General features: G+C 59.4%; 18 protein-coding genes. 4 read left to right on the top strand and 14 right to left on the bottom strand.

The annotated features are described in order from the left end of the window. Position 1: 1 nt before the first annotated feature. The 7 genes from ACR0LH_RS12515 to ACR0LH_RS12545 form a co-directional block, all read right to left on the bottom strand. Positions 2-982 (bottom strand): alcohol dehydrogenase catalytic domain-containing protein, encoded by a 981-nt coding sequence (locus tag ACR0LH_RS12515; protein WP_480721203.1) that lies wholly within the window; start codon positions 980-982, stop codon positions 2-4. Then, on the bottom strand, positions 979-1,740 hold the full coding sequence (locus ACR0LH_RS12520; RefSeq protein WP_480721205.1) for an SDR family NAD(P)-dependent oxidoreductase: 762 nt from the start codon (positions 1,738-1,740) through the stop codon (positions 979-981). Before ACR0LH_RS12520 ends, ACR0LH_RS12515 begins: the two co-directional genes overlap by 4 nt. Continuing rightward, complete coding sequence (gene hisD / locus ACR0LH_RS12525; RefSeq protein WP_480721206.1) at positions 1,733-3,040, bottom strand: histidinol dehydrogenase; 1,308 nt, start codon at positions 3,038-3,040, stop codon at positions 1,733-1,735. The genes ACR0LH_RS12520 and hisD overlap by 8 nt, the downstream gene beginning before the upstream one ends. Before the next feature lie 12 nt (positions 3,041-3,052). Further along, positions 3,053-4,381, bottom strand: coding sequence for a TRAP transporter large permease (locus tag ACR0LH_RS12530; RefSeq protein ID WP_170411718.1), 1,329 nt, complete (start codon positions 4,379-4,381; stop codon positions 3,053-3,055). A gap of 11 nt (positions 4,382-4,392) precedes the next feature. Beyond that, the gene (locus tag ACR0LH_RS12535; RefSeq protein ID WP_170385722.1) at positions 4,393-4,905 is read right to left on the bottom strand and encodes a TRAP transporter small permease; all 513 of its coding nucleotides are present in this window, start codon (positions 4,903-4,905) and stop codon (positions 4,393-4,395) included. 86 nt (positions 4,906-4,991) lie between these two features. Further along, positions 4,992-6,137 (bottom strand): TRAP transporter substrate-binding protein, encoded by a 1,146-nt coding sequence (locus tag ACR0LH_RS12540; RefSeq protein ID WP_170486305.1) that lies wholly within the window; start codon positions 6,135-6,137, stop codon positions 4,992-4,994. A 24-nt stretch (positions 6,138-6,161) separates the two neighbouring features. Further along, entirely contained in the window at positions 6,162-6,347 is a 186-nt protein-coding gene (locus tag ACR0LH_RS12545) for a hypothetical protein (RefSeq protein WP_170385718.1), read from the bottom strand. Between the two features lie 138 nt (positions 6,348-6,485). On the opposite strand from ACR0LH_RS12545, the gene ACR0LH_RS12550 reads away from it, so the two are divergent. Beyond that, entirely contained in the window at positions 6,486-7,511 is a 1,026-nt protein-coding gene (locus tag ACR0LH_RS12550) for a LacI family DNA-binding transcriptional regulator (protein ID WP_480721208.1), read from the top strand. Here ACR0LH_RS12550 and ACR0LH_RS12555 read toward each other — a convergent pair. Both ACR0LH_RS12555 and ACR0LH_RS12560 read right to left on the bottom strand, forming a co-directional pair. Then, complete coding sequence (locus tag ACR0LH_RS12555) at positions 7,508-8,479, bottom strand: LysR family transcriptional regulator (RefSeq protein WP_170385711.1); 972 nt, start codon at positions 8,477-8,479, stop codon at positions 7,508-7,510. The genes ACR0LH_RS12550 and ACR0LH_RS12555 overlap by 4 nt on opposite strands. 90 nt (positions 8,480-8,569) lie before the next feature. Continuing rightward, the gene (locus tag ACR0LH_RS12560; protein WP_480721210.1) at positions 8,570-11,005 is read right to left on the bottom strand and encodes a GcvT family protein; all 2,436 of its coding nucleotides are present in this window, start codon (positions 11,003-11,005) and stop codon (positions 8,570-8,572) included. A 183-nt stretch (positions 11,006-11,188) separates the two neighbouring features. Between ACR0LH_RS12560 and ACR0LH_RS12565 the strand changes: the two genes are divergently transcribed. Then, positions 11,189-12,706, top strand: a complete 1,518-nt coding sequence (locus tag ACR0LH_RS12565) for a trimethylamine methyltransferase family protein (protein ID WP_480721211.1) — start codon at positions 11,189-11,191, stop codon at positions 12,704-12,706. 60 nt (positions 12,707-12,766) lie between these two features. Then, entirely contained in the window at positions 12,767-13,735 is a 969-nt protein-coding gene (speB, locus tag ACR0LH_RS12570) for an agmatinase (protein WP_480721212.1), read from the top strand. Here speB and ACR0LH_RS12575 read toward each other — a convergent pair. The 4 genes from ACR0LH_RS12575 to ACR0LH_RS12590 all read right to left on the bottom strand — a co-directional run bounded on the left by ACR0LH_RS12575 (position 13,732) and on the right by ACR0LH_RS12590 (position 18,408). Further along, on the bottom strand, positions 13,732-14,706 hold the full coding sequence (locus ACR0LH_RS12575) for an arginase family protein (protein WP_480721214.1): 975 nt from the start codon (positions 14,704-14,706) through the stop codon (positions 13,732-13,734). The genes speB and ACR0LH_RS12575 overlap by 4 nt on opposite strands. A 48-nt stretch (positions 14,707-14,754) precedes the next feature. Next, a complete protein-coding gene (locus ACR0LH_RS12580; protein ID WP_480721215.1) occupies positions 14,755-16,344 on the bottom strand; it encodes an ABC transporter permease in 1,590 nt (529 codons plus the stop codon). Next, on the bottom strand, positions 16,337-17,374 hold the full coding sequence (locus ACR0LH_RS12585) for a glycine betaine/L-proline ABC transporter ATP-binding protein (RefSeq protein ID WP_170385692.1): 1,038 nt from the start codon (positions 17,372-17,374) through the stop codon (positions 16,337-16,339). Before ACR0LH_RS12585 ends, ACR0LH_RS12580 begins: the two co-directional genes overlap by 8 nt. A gap of 83 nt (positions 17,375-17,457) precedes the next feature. Next, positions 17,458-18,408 carry an ABC transporter substrate-binding protein gene (locus tag ACR0LH_RS12590; protein WP_170385689.1) on the bottom strand — a complete coding sequence of 317 codons (951 nt, stop codon included), beginning with the start codon at positions 18,406-18,408 and terminating at the stop codon, positions 17,458-17,460. A gap of 440 nt (positions 18,409-18,848) precedes the next feature. Here ACR0LH_RS12590 and ACR0LH_RS12595 point away from each other — a divergent pair, with 440 nt between their 5' ends. Then, positions 18,849-19,574, top strand: a complete 726-nt coding sequence (locus tag ACR0LH_RS12595) for a glutathione S-transferase family protein (RefSeq protein ID WP_480721217.1) — start codon at positions 18,849-18,851, stop codon at positions 19,572-19,574. Here the strand turns inward: ACR0LH_RS12595 and ACR0LH_RS12600 are convergent. Then, complete coding sequence (locus ACR0LH_RS12600) at positions 19,571-20,440, bottom strand: LysR family transcriptional regulator (RefSeq protein WP_480721218.1); 870 nt, start codon at positions 20,438-20,440, stop codon at positions 19,571-19,573. The two genes, ACR0LH_RS12595 and ACR0LH_RS12600, sit on opposite strands and share 4 nt — an antisense overlap. Positions 20,441-20,493: the final 53 nt, after the last annotated feature.

The following is a 20,493-nucleotide window of genomic DNA, read 5'->3' on the forward strand; positions in this document are numbered from 1 at the left end:
CCTATTCCCATGGCGCGAGGATGATCTTGGGCGCGGCTACCGCACCCTGCCGCAGATCCTGGAAGGCGCGTGCCCCCTTAGACAACGCGCGCGCTTCGACCCAGTCAAGCGCACCCAGACGGCCATCAAATATGGCCTGTGCGGTTTCTCGGAAATCCTCAGCCGTATATGTATAGGTGCCGAAAAACGTGATTTCCTGCAAGGTCATACGACGCACATCCAGCCCGCCGCTGTCCTCTCCCAAACCCGCGTGGGCGATCACACCGCCCGGCTGTGCCAGAGCGGAGGCCGTCGCGCGGGTCGCGGCAAACCCAACCGCGTCAATGATCAGCGGAAACATATCGGCGGTTTCAGCGACGACCTCAAAAGGGATCGCATTTTGCAGATAGGCGCGTCGCAACGTGTTGGGCTCAACAATCCGCACCTCTTTGACCCCCATCGCGGACAGGGCCAGCGCAGCGGCAACCCCGATGGCACCCCCGCCCAAAACCAGCGCGCGACGCTCCATAGACGAATGTAATGCTTCAAGCCCAAGGCGCACCGCATGCCACCCCACGGCCAACGGTTCAGCCAAGGCAGCCTGCGCGAGGCTGACATGCTGCGGCACCTCGACAAGATTTCTGTTTGGCATGGCGACATATTGGGCAAATGCACCTTCGCGCGGCGGCATTGAGATGATCTGACGGTCCGGGCACAGATTTTCACGCCCCGTATTGCAAGCATCGCAGCGCCCACAAGCGACCAACGGGTTAATGGTGACCCGCGCACCATCACGAGGACCGCCCGTGATAACACCCGCCGCCTCATGACCAAGGATCAACGGCGCGGGTCGGCGGGCATCATGGCCCAGATAGGCGTGCATGTCGGACCCGCAGATCCCTACCGCTTCGACCCGGATGAGGTGCTCGCCCGGATTGGGCTTGGCATCCGGGACATCCCGATAGACCACGTGTTCGACACCTTCATAGACCAAAGCCTTCATTTTGCGGTGAACCCTCCGTCAACCATCAGTACCTGCCCGGTGACGTAATCCGACGCGCGTGAGCACAGAAACAGGATCGGGCCGTTGATGTCCGCCATTTCTCCATTGCGTCGAATACAGGTCTGGTCTGCATTGCGTTCCGCACGCGCGGGATCATCAAAGACAGCACGCGTCAGTTCGGTCGGGAAAAACCCCGGACCGATGGCATTGGCCGTGATACCGAAAGGCGACCATGCCTCGGCCATTGCGCGGGTCAACTGGCCGATCCCTGCCTTCGTCGCGCCATAGGCAACCCCGCCCGGAAAGGCGCGTGTGGTCTGTAGCGAGGCGAAATTCACGATGCGGCCCCACCCCTTTTTCTTCATCTCGGGAACCATTGACTGGCTCAGGAAAAACGGCGCGCTAAGGTTCACGGCCATTGTCTGATCCCACCCTTCGGGGGTCACGTCATCCGCCGCCTCTCGGGTGTTCAGACCGGCCGCGTGGACGAGGATATCCGGCGCGCCAAACTTGGCCGAGACGTCCCGCGTCAACGCATCAACGCGCGATCTGTCTGATATGTCCGCGACGACGGCATCGGAGTTTGCGCCGATCTCCTCAGTCAGCCCCGCCAACGCCTCGGGCCGGCGCGCAACACCCACAACGCGCGCACCGGCGGCCGCCAGAACCTTGGCTACTTGCCGCCCAAGGCCCGAGCTTGCGCCGGTCACACAGGCAACCCTGCCCGTCAGGTCAAATAGCGCGCGCGGGTCATCCATCTGCGGTCAGGTCAAACTGTTCGTCAGGAAAATACTTGGCCAGACGCACGTCTGCGGCACGCGCATGCCCCTCCATCCCTTCCAGCCGGGAAATGCGGGCTGTTGCGACGGCAATAGGTTTGGACCCTTCCCGCGTTGCGCGCTGCCACGTGACGATCTTCATGTATTTGTGGACGCTCAACCCGCCAGTATAGCTGGCCGCGCCCGAGGTCGGCAGCACGTGGTTCGTGCCCGTTGCCTTGTCGCCATAAGACACCGTGGTTTCTTCGCCCAGAAACAAAGAGCCATAGCAGGTCAGCCGATCCAGCCACCAATCCAAATCATCGGCCTGAACAGTCAGATGTTCGGGCGCGTAAGCGTCGGAACAGGCGGCCATTTCCTCACGATCCGAGCAGACAATCACTTCGGCATAGTCCCGCCACGCGGCAGAGGCGTTTTCGCGGTTCAATTCGGGCAGGTCTGCGATCAGGGTTGGAACCAGTTCCATCACCTGTTGCGCCAGCTCCCGATCATCCGTCACCAGCCAGACGGGTGAGTTGTACCCGTGTTCGGCCTGACTGACCAAATCGGTTGCCACCACATGCGCGTCGGCGGATTTATCCGCAAGGATCAGACTGTCGGTCGGGCCTGCGATCATATCGATACCGACCTTGCCGTAGAGAATACGCTTGGCCTCGGCCACGAATTGGTTGCCCGGACCCACAAGGATATTCGCGCGCGGCAGACCGAACAGGCCATAGGTCATCGCGGCCACGCCCTGCACGCCGCCCATGGCCAGAATGCTGTCGGCCCCGCAGATATGAGCCGCATACACGATGGCTGGGGCAACGCCTTCTCCGGGCTTTGGCGGAGAACACGCGGTGATGTGGCGGCATCCGGCTACTTTTGCCGTGGTCACCGTCATGATCGCACTGGCGATGTGGCTATACCGTCCGCCGGGCACGTAACACCCCGCCGCATCCACCGGGATCGCCTTTTGACCGGCGACAACGCCCGGCACGATCTCGACCTCGACATCGGACACGGTCGCTTTCTGGGCTTCGGCAAAGCGACGCACGTTGTCATGGGCAAACCGGATATCGGCTTTCAGCTTTTCGGGCACCCGCGCGATGGCCGCATCAATCTCGGCCTGTGTCATCAGCACGTTGCCCTCAAACTTGTCGAACTTGGCCGCGTATTCCATTGCCTTGGCGTCGCCGCCCGATTCGATATCGGCAAGGATTGTCTTTACCGTGTCATGCACCTCGGTTGCATGAGACTGAGGGGTTAGCGTCGCTTTTTTCAAATACTCGCGCGGCATGGTCAAAATACCCTATTGGTAGATTTCAGGAAGCAACGTGGTCGAAACCGCCGGGACATAGGCGATCAGAATAACCACGATCAGCATTGTCAAAACAAACGGAACGGCGCGGGCCGCGATCTTGAGGATCGACTCGCCGGTAATCCCCGAGACCACGAACAGGTTCAGCCCCAGCGGAGGCGTAATGAACCCGACGCCCAGCGCGGTGATCATCATGATGCAGAACTGGATCTCGTTCATGCCGATATTGTCTGCCAAGGGTTTCAGGATCGGGGCAAGGATCACGATGTTGGGCGTCGTTTCCATGACGCAGCCTGCGGCGATCAGGATACCGATCATCAGCAGGATCAGCAGATATGGATCATCGGTCAGCGAGGTCACGGCGGTCACGAACCCCTGCGGCACACCCATGATGGCCAGCGCCTCGGCCAAGGGCGCGGAAAAGGCGATGATCGGCAGGATCACCCCGTTCACCTTGGCGGAACTGACCAGCATTGACGGAAAGTCGGCCAGCGTCAGCGTGCGCAGGATGAAGCCCATGATGATAGTGACGACCACGGCGGTCGCACCTGCCTCGGTGGGCGTCAGGCGGCCCGAGAAGATGCCGTAGAAGATGATCCCCGGCACGATGAACGCATACCAACCGGATTTCAGCGCCTTGCCCAGATTGGCCAGCCACTCACCCATGGTCATCATGCCGCCGCCCTCATAAGCGTAGATCCGGTTCATGATGATGTTGGTCACAAGGATCGAGATCAGAATGGCCAGTCCGGGGATCAACGCGGCCAGAAACAGCGTGGACGCCGAAATACCCAGCACCAGACCAATGATGATATAGGCAATCGAAGGGGGGATTAGGATGCCGGTACACGCCCCGGCAGCCACCAGCGCACAGGCATAGGGGCGGGGGTAGCCGCTTTCGACCAGACGGTTGATCGTCATGCGCCCCACGGCAGCAGCCCCGGCTGCATCGGACCCCGAGATCGCGGCGAACATGCCGCAGACCAGAACGGTGGCTGACCCGAACCCGCCCTTGGCGAAGCATGTCAGCGCCTCGGCCACGTCCAGAAACTTGCGCGATAGCCCGGTGCGAACCAGCACGTCGCCCGTCAGGATGAACAGCGGGACAGCTGTCAGGGCAAAGGCGTCGATGCCGGTGAACAGGCTTTCACCCACAAGGCTGAGCGGCAGATCGCCCGACATGATCAGCATCACAATCGCCGCCGTGCCGATGGCCGCCCACACAGGCACGGCCAGCGCGATCAGGCCAACGAAAAGGATCACCGGCAGGTAGAAATCCCAGCCCAGTTCAACGGTTTGATTGAGGGAACCCCAGAGCATCGCGTGTCCCCTCAGTCAAACAGCTTGTCGCCTTCAAAGACGGGCTTGCCGTCCCTCAGGCATTTCAGGTCGCGTATCAACGACTGGATCAAGCGCCAGATCATCAGCGCAAATCCAGTGGGCACGGCCATCAGGAACCAGACCTTTGAGACCCGCAGCCCATCCGTCACCGACCCGAACTTGGCCGAGACATGCACCGCCTCATACGACCAATAGAGCGCGATGACGGCCACGCCGAACATCACCAGATCGCCGAAGATATACAGCAGCGCCTTGGGACGCGGCCCGAGGTAGTGCATGATCACGTCGATGCGAATATGCGCGCGTTCCTTCACCGCCGCCGCCGCACCGATCCACGCGAGGTAGATAAAGGAATAGCGGACGATCTCTTCACCCCAGATCGACGAGTACGCGAATATCTCGCGTCGAAGAACCTCGATGGCCATGGTGATGACCAGCATCACGTAGAACACCAGCAGCAGCCAGCGCTCGGCGTTGCGGTCTATGTTTTGAAGTAAGGTCATCGGTTCCCTCGGCGTGCAGGCAGTCAGGCGCGCGCCTTCTGGTCCGGGCGTTTACCGGCCTGACTGCTTGAAGGTGTGGTGGTCGATCAGGCGTCGTGAACGAAGTACTTGCCCTGCGTCCCTGCGGCCTCGACCAGCTTTTCGAAGGCGTCCATCGACCCGGCGAGTTCCGTTTTGAACGGATCCCAATCGGCGTTCTGGTATCCGCCGACGCTTTCCCACTCTGCCAGTTGGTCAGAGCTGAGCGAGTGGAACTCCACGCCCGCTTTGTTCAGTTCGGCCATTGCATAGGCGCGGGCCGAGGGCACTTTGGCAAGGTTCTGATGGCTCGTCATTTCGGACGCCCACATAATACCTTCCTGCACGTCTGCCGGCATCGAGTTGAACCACTCAAGATTACAGGAATAGACCTGACTGTCCGGCACCGCCTGCGTAAAGGTCACATGGCTGAGGATATCCTTAAAGCCAAAGACGAACAGCGCGCCCACGGATGGATCAAGCGCATCCGCGACGCCCTGCTTGATGGCCGAGGGGGTCTCACCCCAAGCGACAGGCGTCGGGTTTGCGCCGACCATGCGATAGTATTGCTGCAACATCTTGGACCCCGGCACACGGAACTTGATACCGCTCATGTCGCCCGGAGTGATAACGGCATTCCCGCCCTGCCGCACAGCAACAACGCGCGGGTCGATCACAACGTAGAACAACGCCTTGAACCCGGCGGCCTCGACCTTGGGATGGACTTCGTTCTTCCAGGTGTCCGAATTCACAAGATTGGTGAATTTCTGGTTCGAGCCGCACAGATACGGCATGTTGATCAGATCAACGGTCGAGGCGAAGGGCGCAAAGTTAGACAACGAATGCTGTGCGGCCTGAATGGTTCCGCCCTGCACTTTCTGCACCAGCGATCCACCCGCGCCCAACTGTCCGCCGGGGGCCAGTTTGACATAGACCTTCCCGTTCGTGGCGTTCTGGATGTTTTCCTTCAGGTCCAACTGCATGATCGGATAGCTGCGCGATGCGCCCAGCACATAGGCTGTGGCAACGGTCATCACATGCTCTGCCGCCTGCTCACGCTCGCGTTCTTCCTTGGCCGTCTGCGCTGCGGCCTCTGACGACCAAAGAACCCCACCGGCACCTGCAACCAAGGCCGCGGTGAACGCGCCGCTTGCGCTGAGTTTCAGGAAATTGCGACGTTCTTCCGACGCAAGCTCGTTTCTGTCGTTGTTCATCTATTGCCCTCCCAAGCAAAAAATTCAGCTGTCGCCTTCTGCGTTGCGGTCAGCCTCCTTTTTCAGAATTGCGACAACGAACAGGATCGACGCCGCGAACAGGACCAACATCTCACCCACGTCCCCAAGAAATGCGCTATCTGCAAAGGCACCCAAAGCCACGTTCGCAAAGTAGATGACAAACACGATGATGGATGCGGTCAGAAACACTTTTCCGGACTCCCTTAGGATTCGGCCCAAAGCCATTTGTAAGCGCTTACATCAAAAATGCAAGCGCTTACATATCTGCTTTCCTTGAAGGTCGGTTGAGATTAGACTTATTGGCAAAAGTGAATTGCGGGTTTGAGAATGTCGAAACTGGGGGCAGCACCAACGCTGGATGATGTGGCTAAGATGGCAGGCGTTTCGACGGCGACTGTCTCACGCTGCCTCAACAACCCTGACCGTGTCGTCAAGGCGACGCGGGAACGCGTACAGTCGGCCGTTGATGCCTTGGGTTACACGCCGAACTTTGCTGCACGGGTAATGGCCGCCAAGCGCACCTTTACCATCGGCGCAATCATTCCGACAATGGAAAACGCGATTTTCGCGCGCGGACTGCAAGCCTTCCAAGAAGAGCTGCATCAGCACGGATATACCCTTTTGGTGTCCAGCTCGGCCTACAAACCCGACATCGAAGAAGAACAGATCAGGACGTTGGCGGCACGGGGCGCGGATGGGCTTTTGCTGATTGGCCATGACCGCGACCCAAAGATTTACGAGTTTTTGGACCGTCGAAAAATCCCCACATTGGCCGCGTGGTCTTTTGCGCCTGATGCGCCGGTCCCCTCGATCGGGTTTGACAACCGTGCGGCGATGAACGCGTTGGCAAGCCGTGTGATTGCTATGGGTCATACCCAAATCGGGGTGATTTCCGGCATCAGCGCAGGCAATGATCGCGCGCGCCTGCGGATCGAAGGCGTGAAGGACGCCGCACGGCAGAACGGATTGCACACTGAGCATCTGACAATCATCGAAACGCCTTACGAGATTGAGAACGGCGCCGCTGCGTTTTCCGAGTTGATGAGCCAAGCCACGCGTCCGACGGCGATCCTTTGCGGGAACGACGTTTTGGCGGTCGGCGCGCTGCGGCGGGCTCAGGACATCGGGCTGCACGTTCCCAAGGATGTCTCGATCACCGGTTTTGACGACATCGAACTGGCCCGAATTGTAAGCCCCGCACTAACAACCGTGCATGTCCCGCACCGCGAGATGGGTCGCAAGGCCGCTCTGCAATTGGTCGAGATGGTCGAAAAACAAATCACAGGCCAGGGTGAACAACTGGCGACCAGTATCATCGAAGGTCAGTCGCTTGGGCCGCCGGGCGGTATTTAAGCGGCCTCGGCTTCCATCGTCCTGAATTCGTTTTTCAGCCAGATGTGTTTTTTGCACATAGGCTCGGTGAAGTGTTGCCGTATCAGCTTTTCCATGACTTTTTGGATCAATGCCGATGTCGTTTCGGGATAGACCTCGGTGGTGAATAGCGACACGGTCCGCACAAAGTTCCGGCCGGGAAACGGCATCGCTTTGACGCTGTCGTGAAACCGCTGTGCGCGGTGGAAACACGCTGCGGTGGTGATCGCCCATCCTGCGCCCTCAGCCACCAGTCCAATGATCGACTGGTTGCACTCCAACTCGAACCGGTTTGGCAGATTGTATTTGCTTCGGGTCAACTGAATTTCGATCTGTTTACCAATCATGTAGTCCCGCGAGTACCTCAACAGCGGAAGGCTCGCATCCGGCTCGAATAGTTCTTCGGGCTGACCTTCAAAACTGTTTGGCAGGATGACGATGAACGGGTCGCGCATCAGCGGGTATTCAATCAACCCTTCTGTGCGCTCTGACGGGCGCGTGGCGACCCCTGCGTCCAGCTTATGCTCTTGAAGTTTGGCGATAATCTCATGGCTGGGGCGGGTGTAGTGGCGAAAATTGCAGCGCGGCAGCGCTTGGGCCAGAAACCGGAACAGATCAGGCGCGATCTGGTTGTCGAAATCGTCGATTAGGGCCAGTCTCAAATCTGTCGCGTGACGCCAGTTGCCCGTGCGGATTTCAGCCTCACCCCGTTTCAATACCGTCAGACCATCGCGGACATAGCGCGCGAACACCTCTCCGGCCGGGGTCAACCCCATCGGGCGGCGGCCATGATCTACCAGTTCGATGCCAAGCGCACGTTCAAGACTGCGCAGGTGGTTTGAGACCGTACTGATGGAAAGGCCGGTTTCTGACGCGACCTGTTGGATCGACCCTGACTTGGCGATAAGCTGAAACACTTCCAGCCAGCGCAGGCTTAGAGATTTCGACACAGCAACCGTCCGTTGTTTCGATTACATCGAAACAAGCCAAGCAGAGAAATGCGGGTTCGGCAATGGTGATGTTGTTAAAACGGCCCTGATCTAAGACCGGACCCGGTCAAGTTTTGGGTCGTAGGGCGAGGCCGGGACGACGGTGGCCGCCACATGCTCGCCACAGCGGTCCAACACCATTTCGCAGCCGATTTCGGCCAGTTCCGGTTCGACAAAGGCATGCGCCAGATTAAGGCCGGTTCGATGCCCCCATTCGCCGGACGTAATCGTACCCACAACCCTATCCCCTTGCATAAGAGACGCTCCGGGATGTGCAGGGCCACGCGCCGTGTGCACCTGCAAGACAACCAGCTTTTTGCGCGGGCCGTTCGCTTTGCGCGCCTCCAACGCCTTGCGCCCGGTAAAGTCACCTTTGTCGCGTTTCACGAACCGCTCCAATCCGGTTTCAAAAGGGTCAAACTCGGTAATCAAGTCGGACTTCCAATGCAGAAAGCTCTTTTCCATACGCATCGAGTCGACCGCGCGCGCGCCAAATAGCTTCATGCCCAAGGGTTCACCGGCCTGACGTAAAGCCAAGTATGCGGCATAGAGCGACGCATTAGGCACATGGATTTCATAGGCCAACTCGCCCGAGAAACTGACACCCATAACGGTGGCCGGTGCGATCCCCACAAAGCACTCGCAAACGCTGAGCCACGGGAACGCCTCGGCCGACCAATCGCCGCGCGCACAGGCGGACAGGACATCGCGCGATTTTGGGCCTGCGAGGATCAGGATGGTCTGATCGTTGGTCAGGCTGCGCAGGTGGACGTCTTCGTCAGTTCGCAAATGGCTGGTCAGCCAGTCCATGTCGTGAAACTCACTCGCCGCGGCCGAGCCGTACCAGATGCGTTCAGGGCCGCGGTCGCTGGCGGGTAGGTTGGCCACCGTCGCCTCGGCCTTGATCATACCGTGATGGTTCAACAGATAGCCCAGCCCCACACGCCCGTCGCGGCGGGTAACGGTGCCGCAGAACATCCGGTCTAGAAAGATGTGACGGTCCGCGCCAGTGATTTCGATCCGGTTGAAACCATTCACCTCGGCCAACCCCACATTGGTCTGAACATTGGCAACCTCGGCGGCCACCAGATCGAATGTTTCGTCAAAATCGAAACTGTGGGCGGGCGCGAAATCGGGGGATGGCTTGATGTAATCCATCCGTTCCCACCCATTCACAACGGTGAACTCGGCCCCCTCAGTCGCCAGCACCGGGGTCAGAGGGGTCGTCTTGGCCGGCCGTCCTGCAGGGCGATGTTCGTGCGGGAAGTGAAAGCGGAACTCGTTCTGATAATCCTCGATGGCCTTCAGCGCCGTCAGTTCAACATTCGCGTGCCCCGTGAACCGTCGGGGATCAAGACACCACGTGTCGTAACACGCCTCGCCATGCACGATCTGTTGCGCCAGCAACCAGCCGTGGCCACCGCCCTCACCCAGACCCGCGCGCAGACCGATGATGCAGAATGCATTGCGCTTACCCGGGATCGGCCCGACCAAAGGCGCACCGTCGATCGTATAGGTGATCGGGCCATTGACCACCGTATGCACCCCCGCCTCCATCAGCGCGGGCATCCGGGCAAAGGCGCCCTCTAACACATCCGTCACCCGGTCCAGATCATCGGGGCACAAGGCGTTGACGAATTTCGGGTCGATCCCGTCCATGCCCCATGTCTTGCAGTCCTGTTCATAGAACCCCAGCAGCAACCCGTTCTTTTCCTGCCGGCAGTAATAGTCACTGATAGGGCAGCGCAGCAGAGGCATCCTGTGGCCTGCATCCCGGATGGCGGGAATCTCTTCGGTCAGGAAATACTGATGTTCCATCGAGGCGACCGGGTGATGTACCCCCATCATCGCGCCCACCTCGTTCACACGATAGCCGCCCGCGTTGACGACGATATCGCAGTCGATATCGCCCTTTTCGGTCTGCACGGTCCATGTGTCATCGGCATGTTGCTTCAGCCCGATGACCGGCGTGTTGCGGTACACCTCTGCCCCTGCCTTGCGCGCCCGACGCGCCAGTGCCTGACACAACTGCGCGGGGTCGATGTCCCCATCCATCGGATCCCACAGCCCGCCGATCAGGTTCTCGGTCGAGATCAAAGGGTGGCGGCGCGCGCATTCCTCGGCATCGATCACCTCGAACTGCACGTCCATCCCACGTGCCATGGATGCGAAATGACGATAGCCCTGCATCTGCGCCTCGGTATTGGCCAGCCGGATGCCGCCGTCGCCATGGTGGTAGTTGATCGGATAGTCCGGGTCCTCGGCCAGTTCCTTATACAGCCGGATCGAGTGTGTTTTCAGCCCGACCATCGTCTGGTTCATCCCGAAATTCGTCACCTGCGCCGCCGAATGCCACGTGGTGCCCGAGGTCAGCTCATTCCGCTCGACCAGAACCACATCGCTCCACCCTTCCTGCGTCAGGTGATAGAGGGTGGAACAACCCGCAATCCCGCCTCCGATGACAACGACCTTGGTCCGAGATTTCATGGGCGCGGCTCCTGTATTGTTCCGCCCAAGTCTTGCGGAACAATGCCTGTGCGCGACAAGCCGCCGGGTGCTTGTATTGAAAAATCGAAACCGCGATTGCGGATTCTGCAAATTGCACTTGGCCTTTGCATGGGGCGCAAACCCGCGCTTAGGGTTCGGGGGAAGCGCCACGAAAGGAACCGGATGAGCACGGGCAGCAAACGAAGCGGCAGACGCGCCCGGCACGCGCAACGCGCAGCGGCACCCATGGTTGATCCTTGCCCTCCCGGTCAGATCGGCGGGGCCTTCAAGCCATTGACCGAACCCGAGATCGCGCAGATTTATGACACCGCCCTGCGCCTGCTGGAAACCCTCGGGATGGGAGAGGTGCCGGACCGATTGGCCGGTGATCTGCGGACCGCTGGCGCAGAACCCGGCCCTGACGACCGATTGCTGTTCCCGCGCGCCATGGTCGAACAGGCCATTCAGTCCGCCGCCAAACAGTTCACCTTTCACGGCCGCGATCCGGCGCGTTCGATCGAGGTGGGCGGCGACCGCGTGTTCTTTGGCACCGGCGGCGCGGCGGTTCAGACGTTGGATATCGACACGGGCCTTTATCGACCATCGACGCTGACCGATCTGCACGACTTCACCCGATTGCAGGACACGCTGCCCAATGTCAGCTGGTTCACCCGGTGTTGTGTTGCAACAGACGTGCCGGACAATTTCGATCTGGACGTGAACACCGCCTATGCACTGGTCCGCAATACGACCAAGCCCATCGCCACATCCTTTACGCTGGCCGAACATGTCGCGCCCATCGTCGAGATGCTGGATATCGTGGCCGGAGGGTCCGGCGCATTCGCCGCGCGCCCGTTTCTGAAGGCGCATATCAGCCCGGTCATCTCGCCCCTGCGCTATGGCGAGGATGCGGTGGACGTGGTCTATGCATGTATCGCCCATAACATCCCCATGTCCTGCATCACGGCAGCCCAAGCGGGCGCGACGGCCCCGGCGACTCTGGCCGGGTTTCTGGCGCAATCGCTGGCCGAGACGCTGGCCAGCCTTGTGATGGTCAACACAATCAAACCGGGCTTTCCCATGGTGTTTTCCAACTGGCCCTTCATCGTCGACCTGCGCACCGGGTCTTTTGCGGGCGGCAGTGGAGAGACTGCGATCCTCAACGCGGCCTCGGCCCAGATCAGCAACTGGCTGGGTTTGCCGTCGGGCGTGGCGGCCTCGATGACTGATGCCAAGGCGATTGACGCGCAATACGGGGCGGAAAAGGGCATCACCTCTCTGGCGGCGGCACTGGCAGGTGGGAACCTGATCTATGAAAGCTCGGGCATGACCGCATCGCTGCTGGGGGCCAGTTTCGAGGGCTTTGTGCTGGACAACGAAATGCACGCCCACACCTACCGCGCCCTGCGCGGGATCGAAGTGACCGAGGAAAACCTCGGGTTCGATGCGATCTGCCAGTCGGTTCTGGGAGACGGTCACTTTCTGGGCAGCACCCATACCTATAACGCGATGGAGCGCGACTATTATTACCCCGAGCTCGCCGACCGGACCGAGCCGCGTACCTGGGCGGACGAAGGTGCCAGCGACGCCTGGACCACCGCCCGCGCCCGCGCGAAAGAGATTTTGGCCACGCACCGCCCCCAATATCTGACCGCCGAACAGGATGCGGAAATCCGCGCTCGGTTTCGCATCCTTGATTGACCTTCCCCAACCGCCCGGGGGCGGCTAGGGTCAGCTTGATTGCACATGAATGAGGCCCAGATGACCGACCCTTTCTTTCAGCCCGTCTCGGCCATGGAACTGGCGCGATTTGCGGGTGTGCCGACCTTCATGCGTTTACCCGGCATGACGCTGGATCACGCACGGATCGCCGAAGTTGATATCGGGCTGGTCGGCATCCCCTGGGACGGCGGCACCACGAACCGACCCGGCGCGCGCCACGGGCCGCGCCAGTTGCGGGACTACTCGACCATGATCCGCGCGATGAACCCTGTGACCGGGGTTGCGCCCTTTGCGATGATGAACTGCGCCGATCTGGGCGACGTGGCCCCGAACCCGGTGGACATCGAGGATACGCTGGACCGCGTGACGTCGTTCTACAGCGACCTGACCACACGCGGCATCACCCCCCTGACCGCCGGAGGGGATCACCTGACCACCCTGCCCGTTCTACGGGCGCTGGCCAAATCCGGCCCGCTGGGGCTGATCCAGTTTGACAGCCACACCGACCTGTTCGACAGCTATTTCGGCGGACATAAATTCACCCACGGCACCCCGTTCCGCCGCGCGGTCGAGGAAGGTCTGGTCGATCCCAAACGCTTTGTTCAGGTGGGCATTCGCGGCACAGCCTATAACACCGAGGATATCGAGTGGGGCGAGGCGCAGGGCATCCGTATCATCCGCATCGAGGAACTGTTTGATCGCGGCATCAACGATGTCATGGCCGAGGTGCGCAGCATCGTGGGCGACGCGCCGACCTATTGCACCTATGATATCGACTTCGTGGACCCCACCTTTGCCCCCGGCACCGGCACGCCCGAGATCGGTGGCCCGAACAGTTTTCAGGCCCAGCAGGTGATCCGCCAGATGGCCGGAGTGAACTTGGTAGGGGCCGATCTGGTCGAGGTCTCACCTCCCTTCGACGCCTCGGGTGGCACCGCTTGGCTGGGGATTTCGCTGATGTTCGAGCTGCTCTGCGTGTTGGCGCAGGCCGTAGATGCGCGGCGTTAACTGACGTTTTCGGCGATCATCGAGATCATCTCGAACATCACCGCCGCCGCTGTCAGGGCGGTGATATTGTTAGGGCTGTCCTTGGTGGGCATTATGCAGACCACGTCTCCGCCGACGATATTCAGCCCGCGCGCGGCGCGCAAAATGCCGACGGCCTCGTCAATGTCGAACCCCTTCTCACCGGGCTCCAGATTGGACACCGCAGGCGCGACGGTCGGGTCAAGGCAATCCAGATCGAAAGTGATATAGACCGGACGATCGCCCAACACCTCGCGCGTCTGCGCCACCACGTCTGCAAGCCCGCGCTGGCGGAACTCACGCATGGTGACGATGTTGTAGCCGTAGTCATAGGAAGGTTGCAGCCAGTCCAGACTACGCGGATGACCCCGCAGCCCGATCTGCATGGAGCGCGTTGGATCAACCTGCCCCTGATCGGCCAGATAAGCGCCCCAATGGGCCGCCGATTTTTTCGCGCCCAGAAAGTGGTCAACCTTGGTGAACACATCCGTATGCGCATCCAGATGCAGAAAGCTAACCGGCTCTCCACCCGCCAATTCACCGCGCCCCAGCGCCTGCACGATGCCGCCGGTGATCGAGTGATCTCCACCCACCGACACGGGCCGCGCCCCTGCTGCGTCGATATCATTGTAAAAGGCGGTGATCCGTTCGATGCAGTCTTCGTTGTCATTGGCGCGCGGAAAAGGCACGTCACCCACATCGGCGATTTTGGCGCTGTTCCACGGGTCAATCTCGAACACCGAATGCACCCTGCGTTGCACGGCCGAGACATGCCGCAACGCGCGGGGGCCAAGATGCTGATCCCGCTCGGTCGTGCCATTGCCGGTGGAATGCGGGACGCCAACTAGGGCGATGTCCTGCCCCTCGGGGCCGGTGTTGGGACAGCGAAACAGGGTCGGCACGCCCCACCAATAAAGGTTATCCATCATCGACTGTTCATATCGGTCGGTCATCTGCATCCCCTTTGAAAAAACGCCCCCGGCAGGCGGGGGCGCATGTGATCAGATTTTCTCGTCTTCTCGCCGGAATGCCCCCTGCACGATCCGGTCGATGACCATGGCGCAGAACAGGATGGCAAAGCCGCCCAGCAGACCCGGTCCCTTGGCCGCGTATTGCAACGCCTCAAGGATTTCCTTGCCCAGACCGCCGCCGCCGATCAGCGAGATGATCACCACCATCGACAGGCACATCAGAATAGTCTGGTTCACCCCGGTCATGATCGAAGGCAGGGCCAGCGGGATTTCGACATCCTTCAACAACTGCCATTTCGAGGCACCAAAGGCGACCGCAGCCTCTTTGATGCTTTCGGGCACACCGCGCATCCCCAAGGCGGTCAGGCGGATCACGGGCGGCATTCCAAAGATGATCGTGGCCAGAATACCCGGTGGGTTGCCAGTGCCAAAGAAGGCGATGATCGGGATCAGGTAGACGAAAGCAGGCAGCGTCTGCATCAGGTCCAGCACAGGTTCTGCCGCACGATAGGCGCGCTGGGACTTCCCGAACCAGATGCCCAGCGGGATACCGAAGATCACGCACAGGATCACGGCAGCACCAACCAGAGCCACCGTCTCCATCGCGACGTCCCAGTACCCAAGAAGCGCGATATAGGCCAGCGACGCGGCGGTGAAGATCGCGACACGCGGACCTGCCGCACGCCATGCGGTGACGCAGATGACCAGCATGACGACGGGCCACGGGGACCCGATCAACGCAATCGTTAACGCATCCAGAACCGAGCGGACACCAGCCACAATCCCGTCAAAGACGTCCCCACCCGCCGCTGCAGCAGCGTCAATCTTGGCTTCCATCCAACTGGCGAGGGCAGAAAACAGCGTTCCGTTGCCTTCGCCAAGAAAGATCGCGGAAACCTCCTGTTCCGGGAAAGCATCCAGTAAAGGCAGCGACGCGTTGACCGTGAACTTGTACACGATCAAGGGACCGATCGCTGCGATGAGGACCGCACCCAGCACGGTGTTCCTCCTGGACTGTCCGCTTTCCGTACTGTCCGGATCAATCCGCCATTTCGAGTATTGCTTTTCATAGACCCGATCCGCGTAGAAACCCTGTACCAGTTTGAAAACCAGCAACATCAACAGACCCGTGATCAGAATCCCTGCCGCTTCGGATTGCGCGGCAGCGGCCCTTTCTAGGCTGGTATCCGCCGCCTTCTGGATGTTCTCGGCCAGCTTGGTAAAGCGGTCGATATCCGCCTTTTCCGTTGCATCCGCCGCACGTGCCATCAACTCGGCCGCACGTTCTTGTTGGCGCGCAGCCCTTTCCGCGAAGTCAGCGCCGGGATTGCCCCACGCGCCCCGGCCGATCTGAACCCATGCGATGATCTCAAGAATCAGGAAGGTCCAGAACATCCCCCAGATCGCGCGCGAGGCCGACCAGAACGGCCCCAGCACTGCAGCCCACAGATTGAATGTATTGGGCACGGGACTGGTCGCGTCATGGATCTTGTGAAACGCGTTGACGTAATAGTCGCCGTTTGGTCCGGCGAATTCCTTGATCGAGCGGTCCAGCGCATCGCGATCGACTTCGATGTCAGAGGCGGCTGTAACTTTCAGCTCTGTTGTTGCGTCAGTCATTTTTGCCCCCCTGAATACCACGCAGCAGGCGCGGCTTGGTCACGATCCCCACATCATTGCCTGCGTCCGTTATGACCACCGGCATCTCGGTATTCACCGCAAGGTCGATCAACTGGTCCAGATCCGCGCCCTCATCCGCGCGCGGTGCGCCGTCGAGTGAACCGGAATAGCTGCCCATCGGCTCCATGATCGAGTGCGCCTTGACCAGTTTGAGTTTTGAGATGCCCTGCACAAACTCGCGCACGTAATCGTCGGCGGGGTTCATGACGATATCTTCGGGTGTGCCGATCTGAACGATCACACCGTCTTTCATGATCGCGATGCGATGTCCGATCCGGATCGCCTCGTCCAAGTCGTGCGTGATGAACAAGGTCGTCTTCTTGAGCTGCGCCACCAGCGCCTTGAACTGATCCTGCAATTGCAACCGGATCAGTGGATCAAGCGCCGAGAACGGCTCGTCCATCAACAGGATTTCCGGGTCCGAGGCCAACGCGCGGGCGATGCCTACGCGCTGTTGCATCCCGCCGGAAAGCTCTTTGGGCAGGCGATCTTCGTAACCGGTCAGGTTCACGAGGCTGAGCGCATGGTCGGACACCGCCCATCGCTTGGATTTCGGCACTTTGCGGATTTCCAGAGGATACGCCACGTTGTCGCGCACCGAACGGTGCGGCATCAGCGCCATGTGCTGAAAGACCATCCCGATCTGCTGCGCCCGGATGCGGCGCAGTTCCGACTCGGAAATCTTTGAGACATCCCGCCCCAGAATTTCGATCTTGCCCGCGGTCGGCTCAATCAGGCGATTGATATGACGCACCAGCGTCGACTTGCCGGACCCTGACAGGCCCATGATGCAGAAAATCTCGCCGCGCGGTACTTCAAAGGTTGCGCCCTGCACGCCGACAACGCAGTTGAAACGCTCTAGAACTTCGGGTTTACCAATGCCTTCGCTGCGCACGGCAGCCATGGCTTCTTCTGCCCGTGCGCCGAAGATTTTCCAGACATTTTCCAGTTTTACGACAGGTTCGTCCATTTGCCCCTCATGTGCAGGGCTTTGCCCCGGCATATAAGAAAAGGGCCGCCGCGAACTGTCGCGACGGCCCCCGATATTGGATGTTAGTTGGTGAGCCAACCGATGACTGTGTCTTCGTTGTCAGCCACCCACTGCCGGGCAAAATCAGCCGCTTCGACATTGTCGACAGCCAGCGCCTTTCCCATCGCACTCAGGTCGTCGCCCTGCATCTGGTAGTTGCGGAACAGGGCGGCCACTTCTGGATAGTTTTCCTCCAATTCCTTAGCGTAGTGCAGATGGAGCGTCGCACCATTCCATGCCGAAGACGCCTCGGACTTGGCCAGCCAATCCGGGTCATCCGTGGGCTGAACGATGGTCCACGTGGCCGGATCATGCGCGGGTTCTTCCAGAACCGTCAGATCCTGCGTTACAAAGATGTAGTGCGGGCTGTAGCAGAACCCGATCCACGGATCACCCGCCTTGGTCGCATTGGCGAGATTGGCATAGGCAATCGTCTCTTCGTACTCAGTCAGGTCGAAAACCTGGTCATAGCCGTAAGACTTGGCCCGAATCTTTTCGACCACGGTCGAGGCCCAGCCCGGCGCGCCAATCCAGACCTCAGGTGTGCCGTTCCCGTCCGTGTCAAAGATCGCTATCTTGTCGGGATCGCTCAGATCGTCGATGGACTTAATATCGTGCTGTTCGGCAATATAGGTCGGAACACACATACCCTGTTCGGCCTGCACAGGGTTTTCATTCATCACAACCGTGCCGTTGTCCTTGACGTATGTGTCATGCAGGTTTTGCTGGTTCGGCATCCAAACCTCGGGATGGACATGCATCGACCCGCTGTCCATAGCCTCAAAAACAATTGGGTTGGTTCCGTTCTGCAATTCCACATCAAGGCCAAGGTTTTCCTCGATTACGACCTCAAGGATATGCGCGGTGGCATTTACAGATGCCCAGTTCGGCACACCGATCACGATATCCGCAGCAATGGCGGGACCGGCTGCGACAACTGTCGCGCTTCCCAATAGCGTGGCTAGTTTTTTCATCAGGTATCTCCATGTTGGGCGTTCACGGTGCTGTTTTCTGTCCGGCCCGGGCCGGCGTCGCACTTTGCAAACAGTATCAAAAAGCAGTGGCTTTCCGGTTTTTTGACCAGCGGCTCGCGGTGCCGGGTTGGTCAGAAAAGTCAAGCACGCCTGCGCGCCACCCATCAAGAATTACCTAAGCCAAAATCGCATATGCGAAATTATCATATATTAGTTTCGGTTTATTGCGATTTGAGGGACTCGGGTTCAATGACAATCTGCAGCAGAGCTTCGCCCAAATGGCGCAGACATGTTAATACCCACGCACCTGAACGCCACATATCTGGAAATGGAGACTCTGCCGACATTTGCAGCTTTGGATGTTATGAAAACCCTACGATCGAGTCCGATTTCTTATGGCTTAAAGACCATTTGGGCCGCTTATTCGCAGAGGTAGACTAATGTCGCAGCCTGATATTCATCTTTACACCGCCGGAACGATGAACGGATACAAACCCGTTATTTTTCTGGAAGAGGCAAGTGTTCCCTACGACGTGACGCATATCAACTTCTCAAAACAGGAACAAAAGACCCCCGAGTACCTGACGCTTAATCCCAATGGAAAGATTCCCACGATCTTTGACCGATCAGAAGGGCGCGCCATCTTTGAAAGCGGCGCGATCCTGTGGCACTTGGCCGAGAAATACGGAAAGTTCCTACCAGCCGATCCGGTCAAACGGTCCGAGGTCATGCAGTGGGTGTTCTTTCAGGTGGGCCATATTGGTCCGATGATGGGCCAAGCCATGTATTTTCAGCATATCGCGGCACCGAACGGCCACGTTGAGCCCTTTTCAATCCGCCGCTATGTCGATGAAAGCCGCAGGTTGCTAGAGGTCATGAACTCTCGGCTGGAAGGGCGCGACTGGGTCGCCGCGGATGAGTACACTATCGCTGATATGATGCTGTACCCGTGGGCGCGCGCCTATGTCTGGGCCCGGGTCGAGGTCGACGGCCTGCCCCATCTGAATGCCTGGTTCGACCGGATCGACGCCCGCCCCGCCGTTCAAAAGGCGCTGACAATCCCCAAGGCCAACCCTCAGTTCTGGGACGCGGCAGCGGATGCCTCGGGCTTTGCAAAGGAAAACGCCGCGCGCTTTGCCGGTGATGTGAAGTCAGACTCCGACTAGGTGCAGTGCGACAGAATATACTCGGTTGTCGCTCTGGCCAGATCAGGAAAGCGAGACCTTTCGCTGACATACAAATAAACCTGCCGCTGCTCCGGCAGGTCTTCGATCAGGCGAAATGCCGTTGCTTCGGGAATGAAATCGGCAACGGTTTGCGGCAGCACCGTCACCCACCCCCCTGTTCGGACCATCGTGATCAAGGAATGTGTGTTGTGAATGGTGATATCCGCCTGTCCGATCACCTCATGCAAACGCGGCGACTGGATCAAGTCACACAGCGCGTTCCGAATGAACGGCACCGATAGGATATCGTCGATCACCAAGGGGGTTGCTCGCGTCATCAACGGGTGGTCTACGGCAGAGACAAGGCCAAACCTGTCTTCAAACAGCGGCAGAGCTGTCACACCATTTAACGCATGATACCCCGAAGCAATGCCGATATCCGCCTTTCCTTCCGCCAGCGCGTCCAGCACTTGCGCAGTGTCCGTATCCCGCAGCTCGACCTTCACGCCCGGAGAGGTCCGCGTCATGTGCTGCAGCACTTTGGGGAACACGATTGCCGCCACCGATGGTACGGATACGATCCGCAACAACCCGTGTTCAGCATCCACAGCGGCTTCAATATCCAGAACCGTCTGATCGAACTGGCGCACCTGCTTCAGGCTCAATTCAAACACTTGCTTGCCCAGCGGGGACAGGCGATTCTTTCGCTCACCTTCAAAAAGCTTTTTACCAAGGTGATCTTCAAATTGTTTCAGCGTCATTGAAACGGCGGACTGGGTTCTACCCAACCGGTCGGCGGCTTCCATCAGGTTGCCGGTTTGCGCCACGGTGCAAAAGCACCGCAATGTCTCAATCTTGATCGCCATATTTCAGTTTTTCTGAATTTTGTTCAATTTATTTGAGTTTGACTGATACCGCA

The organism is Ruegeria sp. CL6 (genome assembly GCF_056536465.1).

Excerpts from the sequence above, each read along its gene's own strand:
- ACR0LH_RS12575 (WP_480721214.1), bottom strand. The coding sequence starts at position 14,706 with ATGACCGACCGATATGAACAGTCGATGATGGATAACCTTTATTGGTGG.
- ACR0LH_RS12530 (WP_170411718.1), bottom strand. The coding sequence starts at position 4,381 with ATGCTCTGGGGTTCCCTCAATCAAACCGTTGAACTGGGCTGGGATTTC.
- ACR0LH_RS12580 (WP_480721215.1), bottom strand. The coding sequence starts at position 16,344 with ATGACTGACGCAACAACAGAGCTGAAAGTTACAGCCGCCTCTGACATC.
- speB (WP_480721212.1), top strand. The coding sequence starts at position 12,767 with ATGACCGACCCTTTCTTTCAGCCCGTCTCGGCCATGGAACTGGCGCGA.
- ACR0LH_RS12595 (WP_480721217.1), top strand. The coding sequence starts at position 18,849 with ATGTCGCAGCCTGATATTCATCTTTACACCGCCGGAACGATGAACGGA.
- ACR0LH_RS12560 (WP_480721210.1), bottom strand. The coding sequence starts at position 11,005 with ATGAAATCTCGGACCAAGGTCGTTGTCATCGGAGGCGGGATTGCGGGT.
- ACR0LH_RS12520 (WP_480721205.1), bottom strand. The coding sequence starts at position 1,740 with ATGGATGACCCGCGCGCGCTATTTGACCTGACGGGCAGGGTTGCCTGT.
- ACR0LH_RS12550 (WP_480721208.1), top strand. The coding sequence starts at position 6,486 with ATGTCGAAACTGGGGGCAGCACCAACGCTGGATGATGTGGCTAAGATG.
- ACR0LH_RS12600 (WP_480721218.1), bottom strand. The coding sequence starts at position 20,440 with ATGGCGATCAAGATTGAGACATTGCGGTGCTTTTGCACCGTGGCGCAA.
- hisD (WP_480721206.1), bottom strand. The coding sequence starts at position 3,040 with ATGCCGCGCGAGTATTTGAAAAAAGCGACGCTAACCCCTCAGTCTCAT.
- ACR0LH_RS12540 (WP_170486305.1), bottom strand. The coding sequence starts at position 6,137 with ATGAACAACGACAGAAACGAGCTTGCGTCGGAAGAACGTCGCAATTTC.
- ACR0LH_RS12590 (WP_170385689.1), bottom strand. The coding sequence starts at position 18,408 with ATGAAAAAACTAGCCACGCTATTGGGAAGCGCGACAGTTGTCGCAGCC.
- ACR0LH_RS12585 (WP_170385692.1), bottom strand. The coding sequence starts at position 17,374 with ATGGACGAACCTGTCGTAAAACTGGAAAATGTCTGGAAAATCTTCGGC.
- ACR0LH_RS12535 (WP_170385722.1), bottom strand. The coding sequence starts at position 4,905 with ATGACCTTACTTCAAAACATAGACCGCAACGCCGAGCGCTGGCTGCTG.
- ACR0LH_RS12565 (WP_480721211.1), top strand. The coding sequence starts at position 11,189 with ATGAGCACGGGCAGCAAACGAAGCGGCAGACGCGCCCGGCACGCGCAA.
- ACR0LH_RS12515 (WP_480721203.1), bottom strand. The coding sequence starts at position 982 with ATGAAGGCTTTGGTCTATGAAGGTGTCGAACACGTGGTCTATCGGGAT.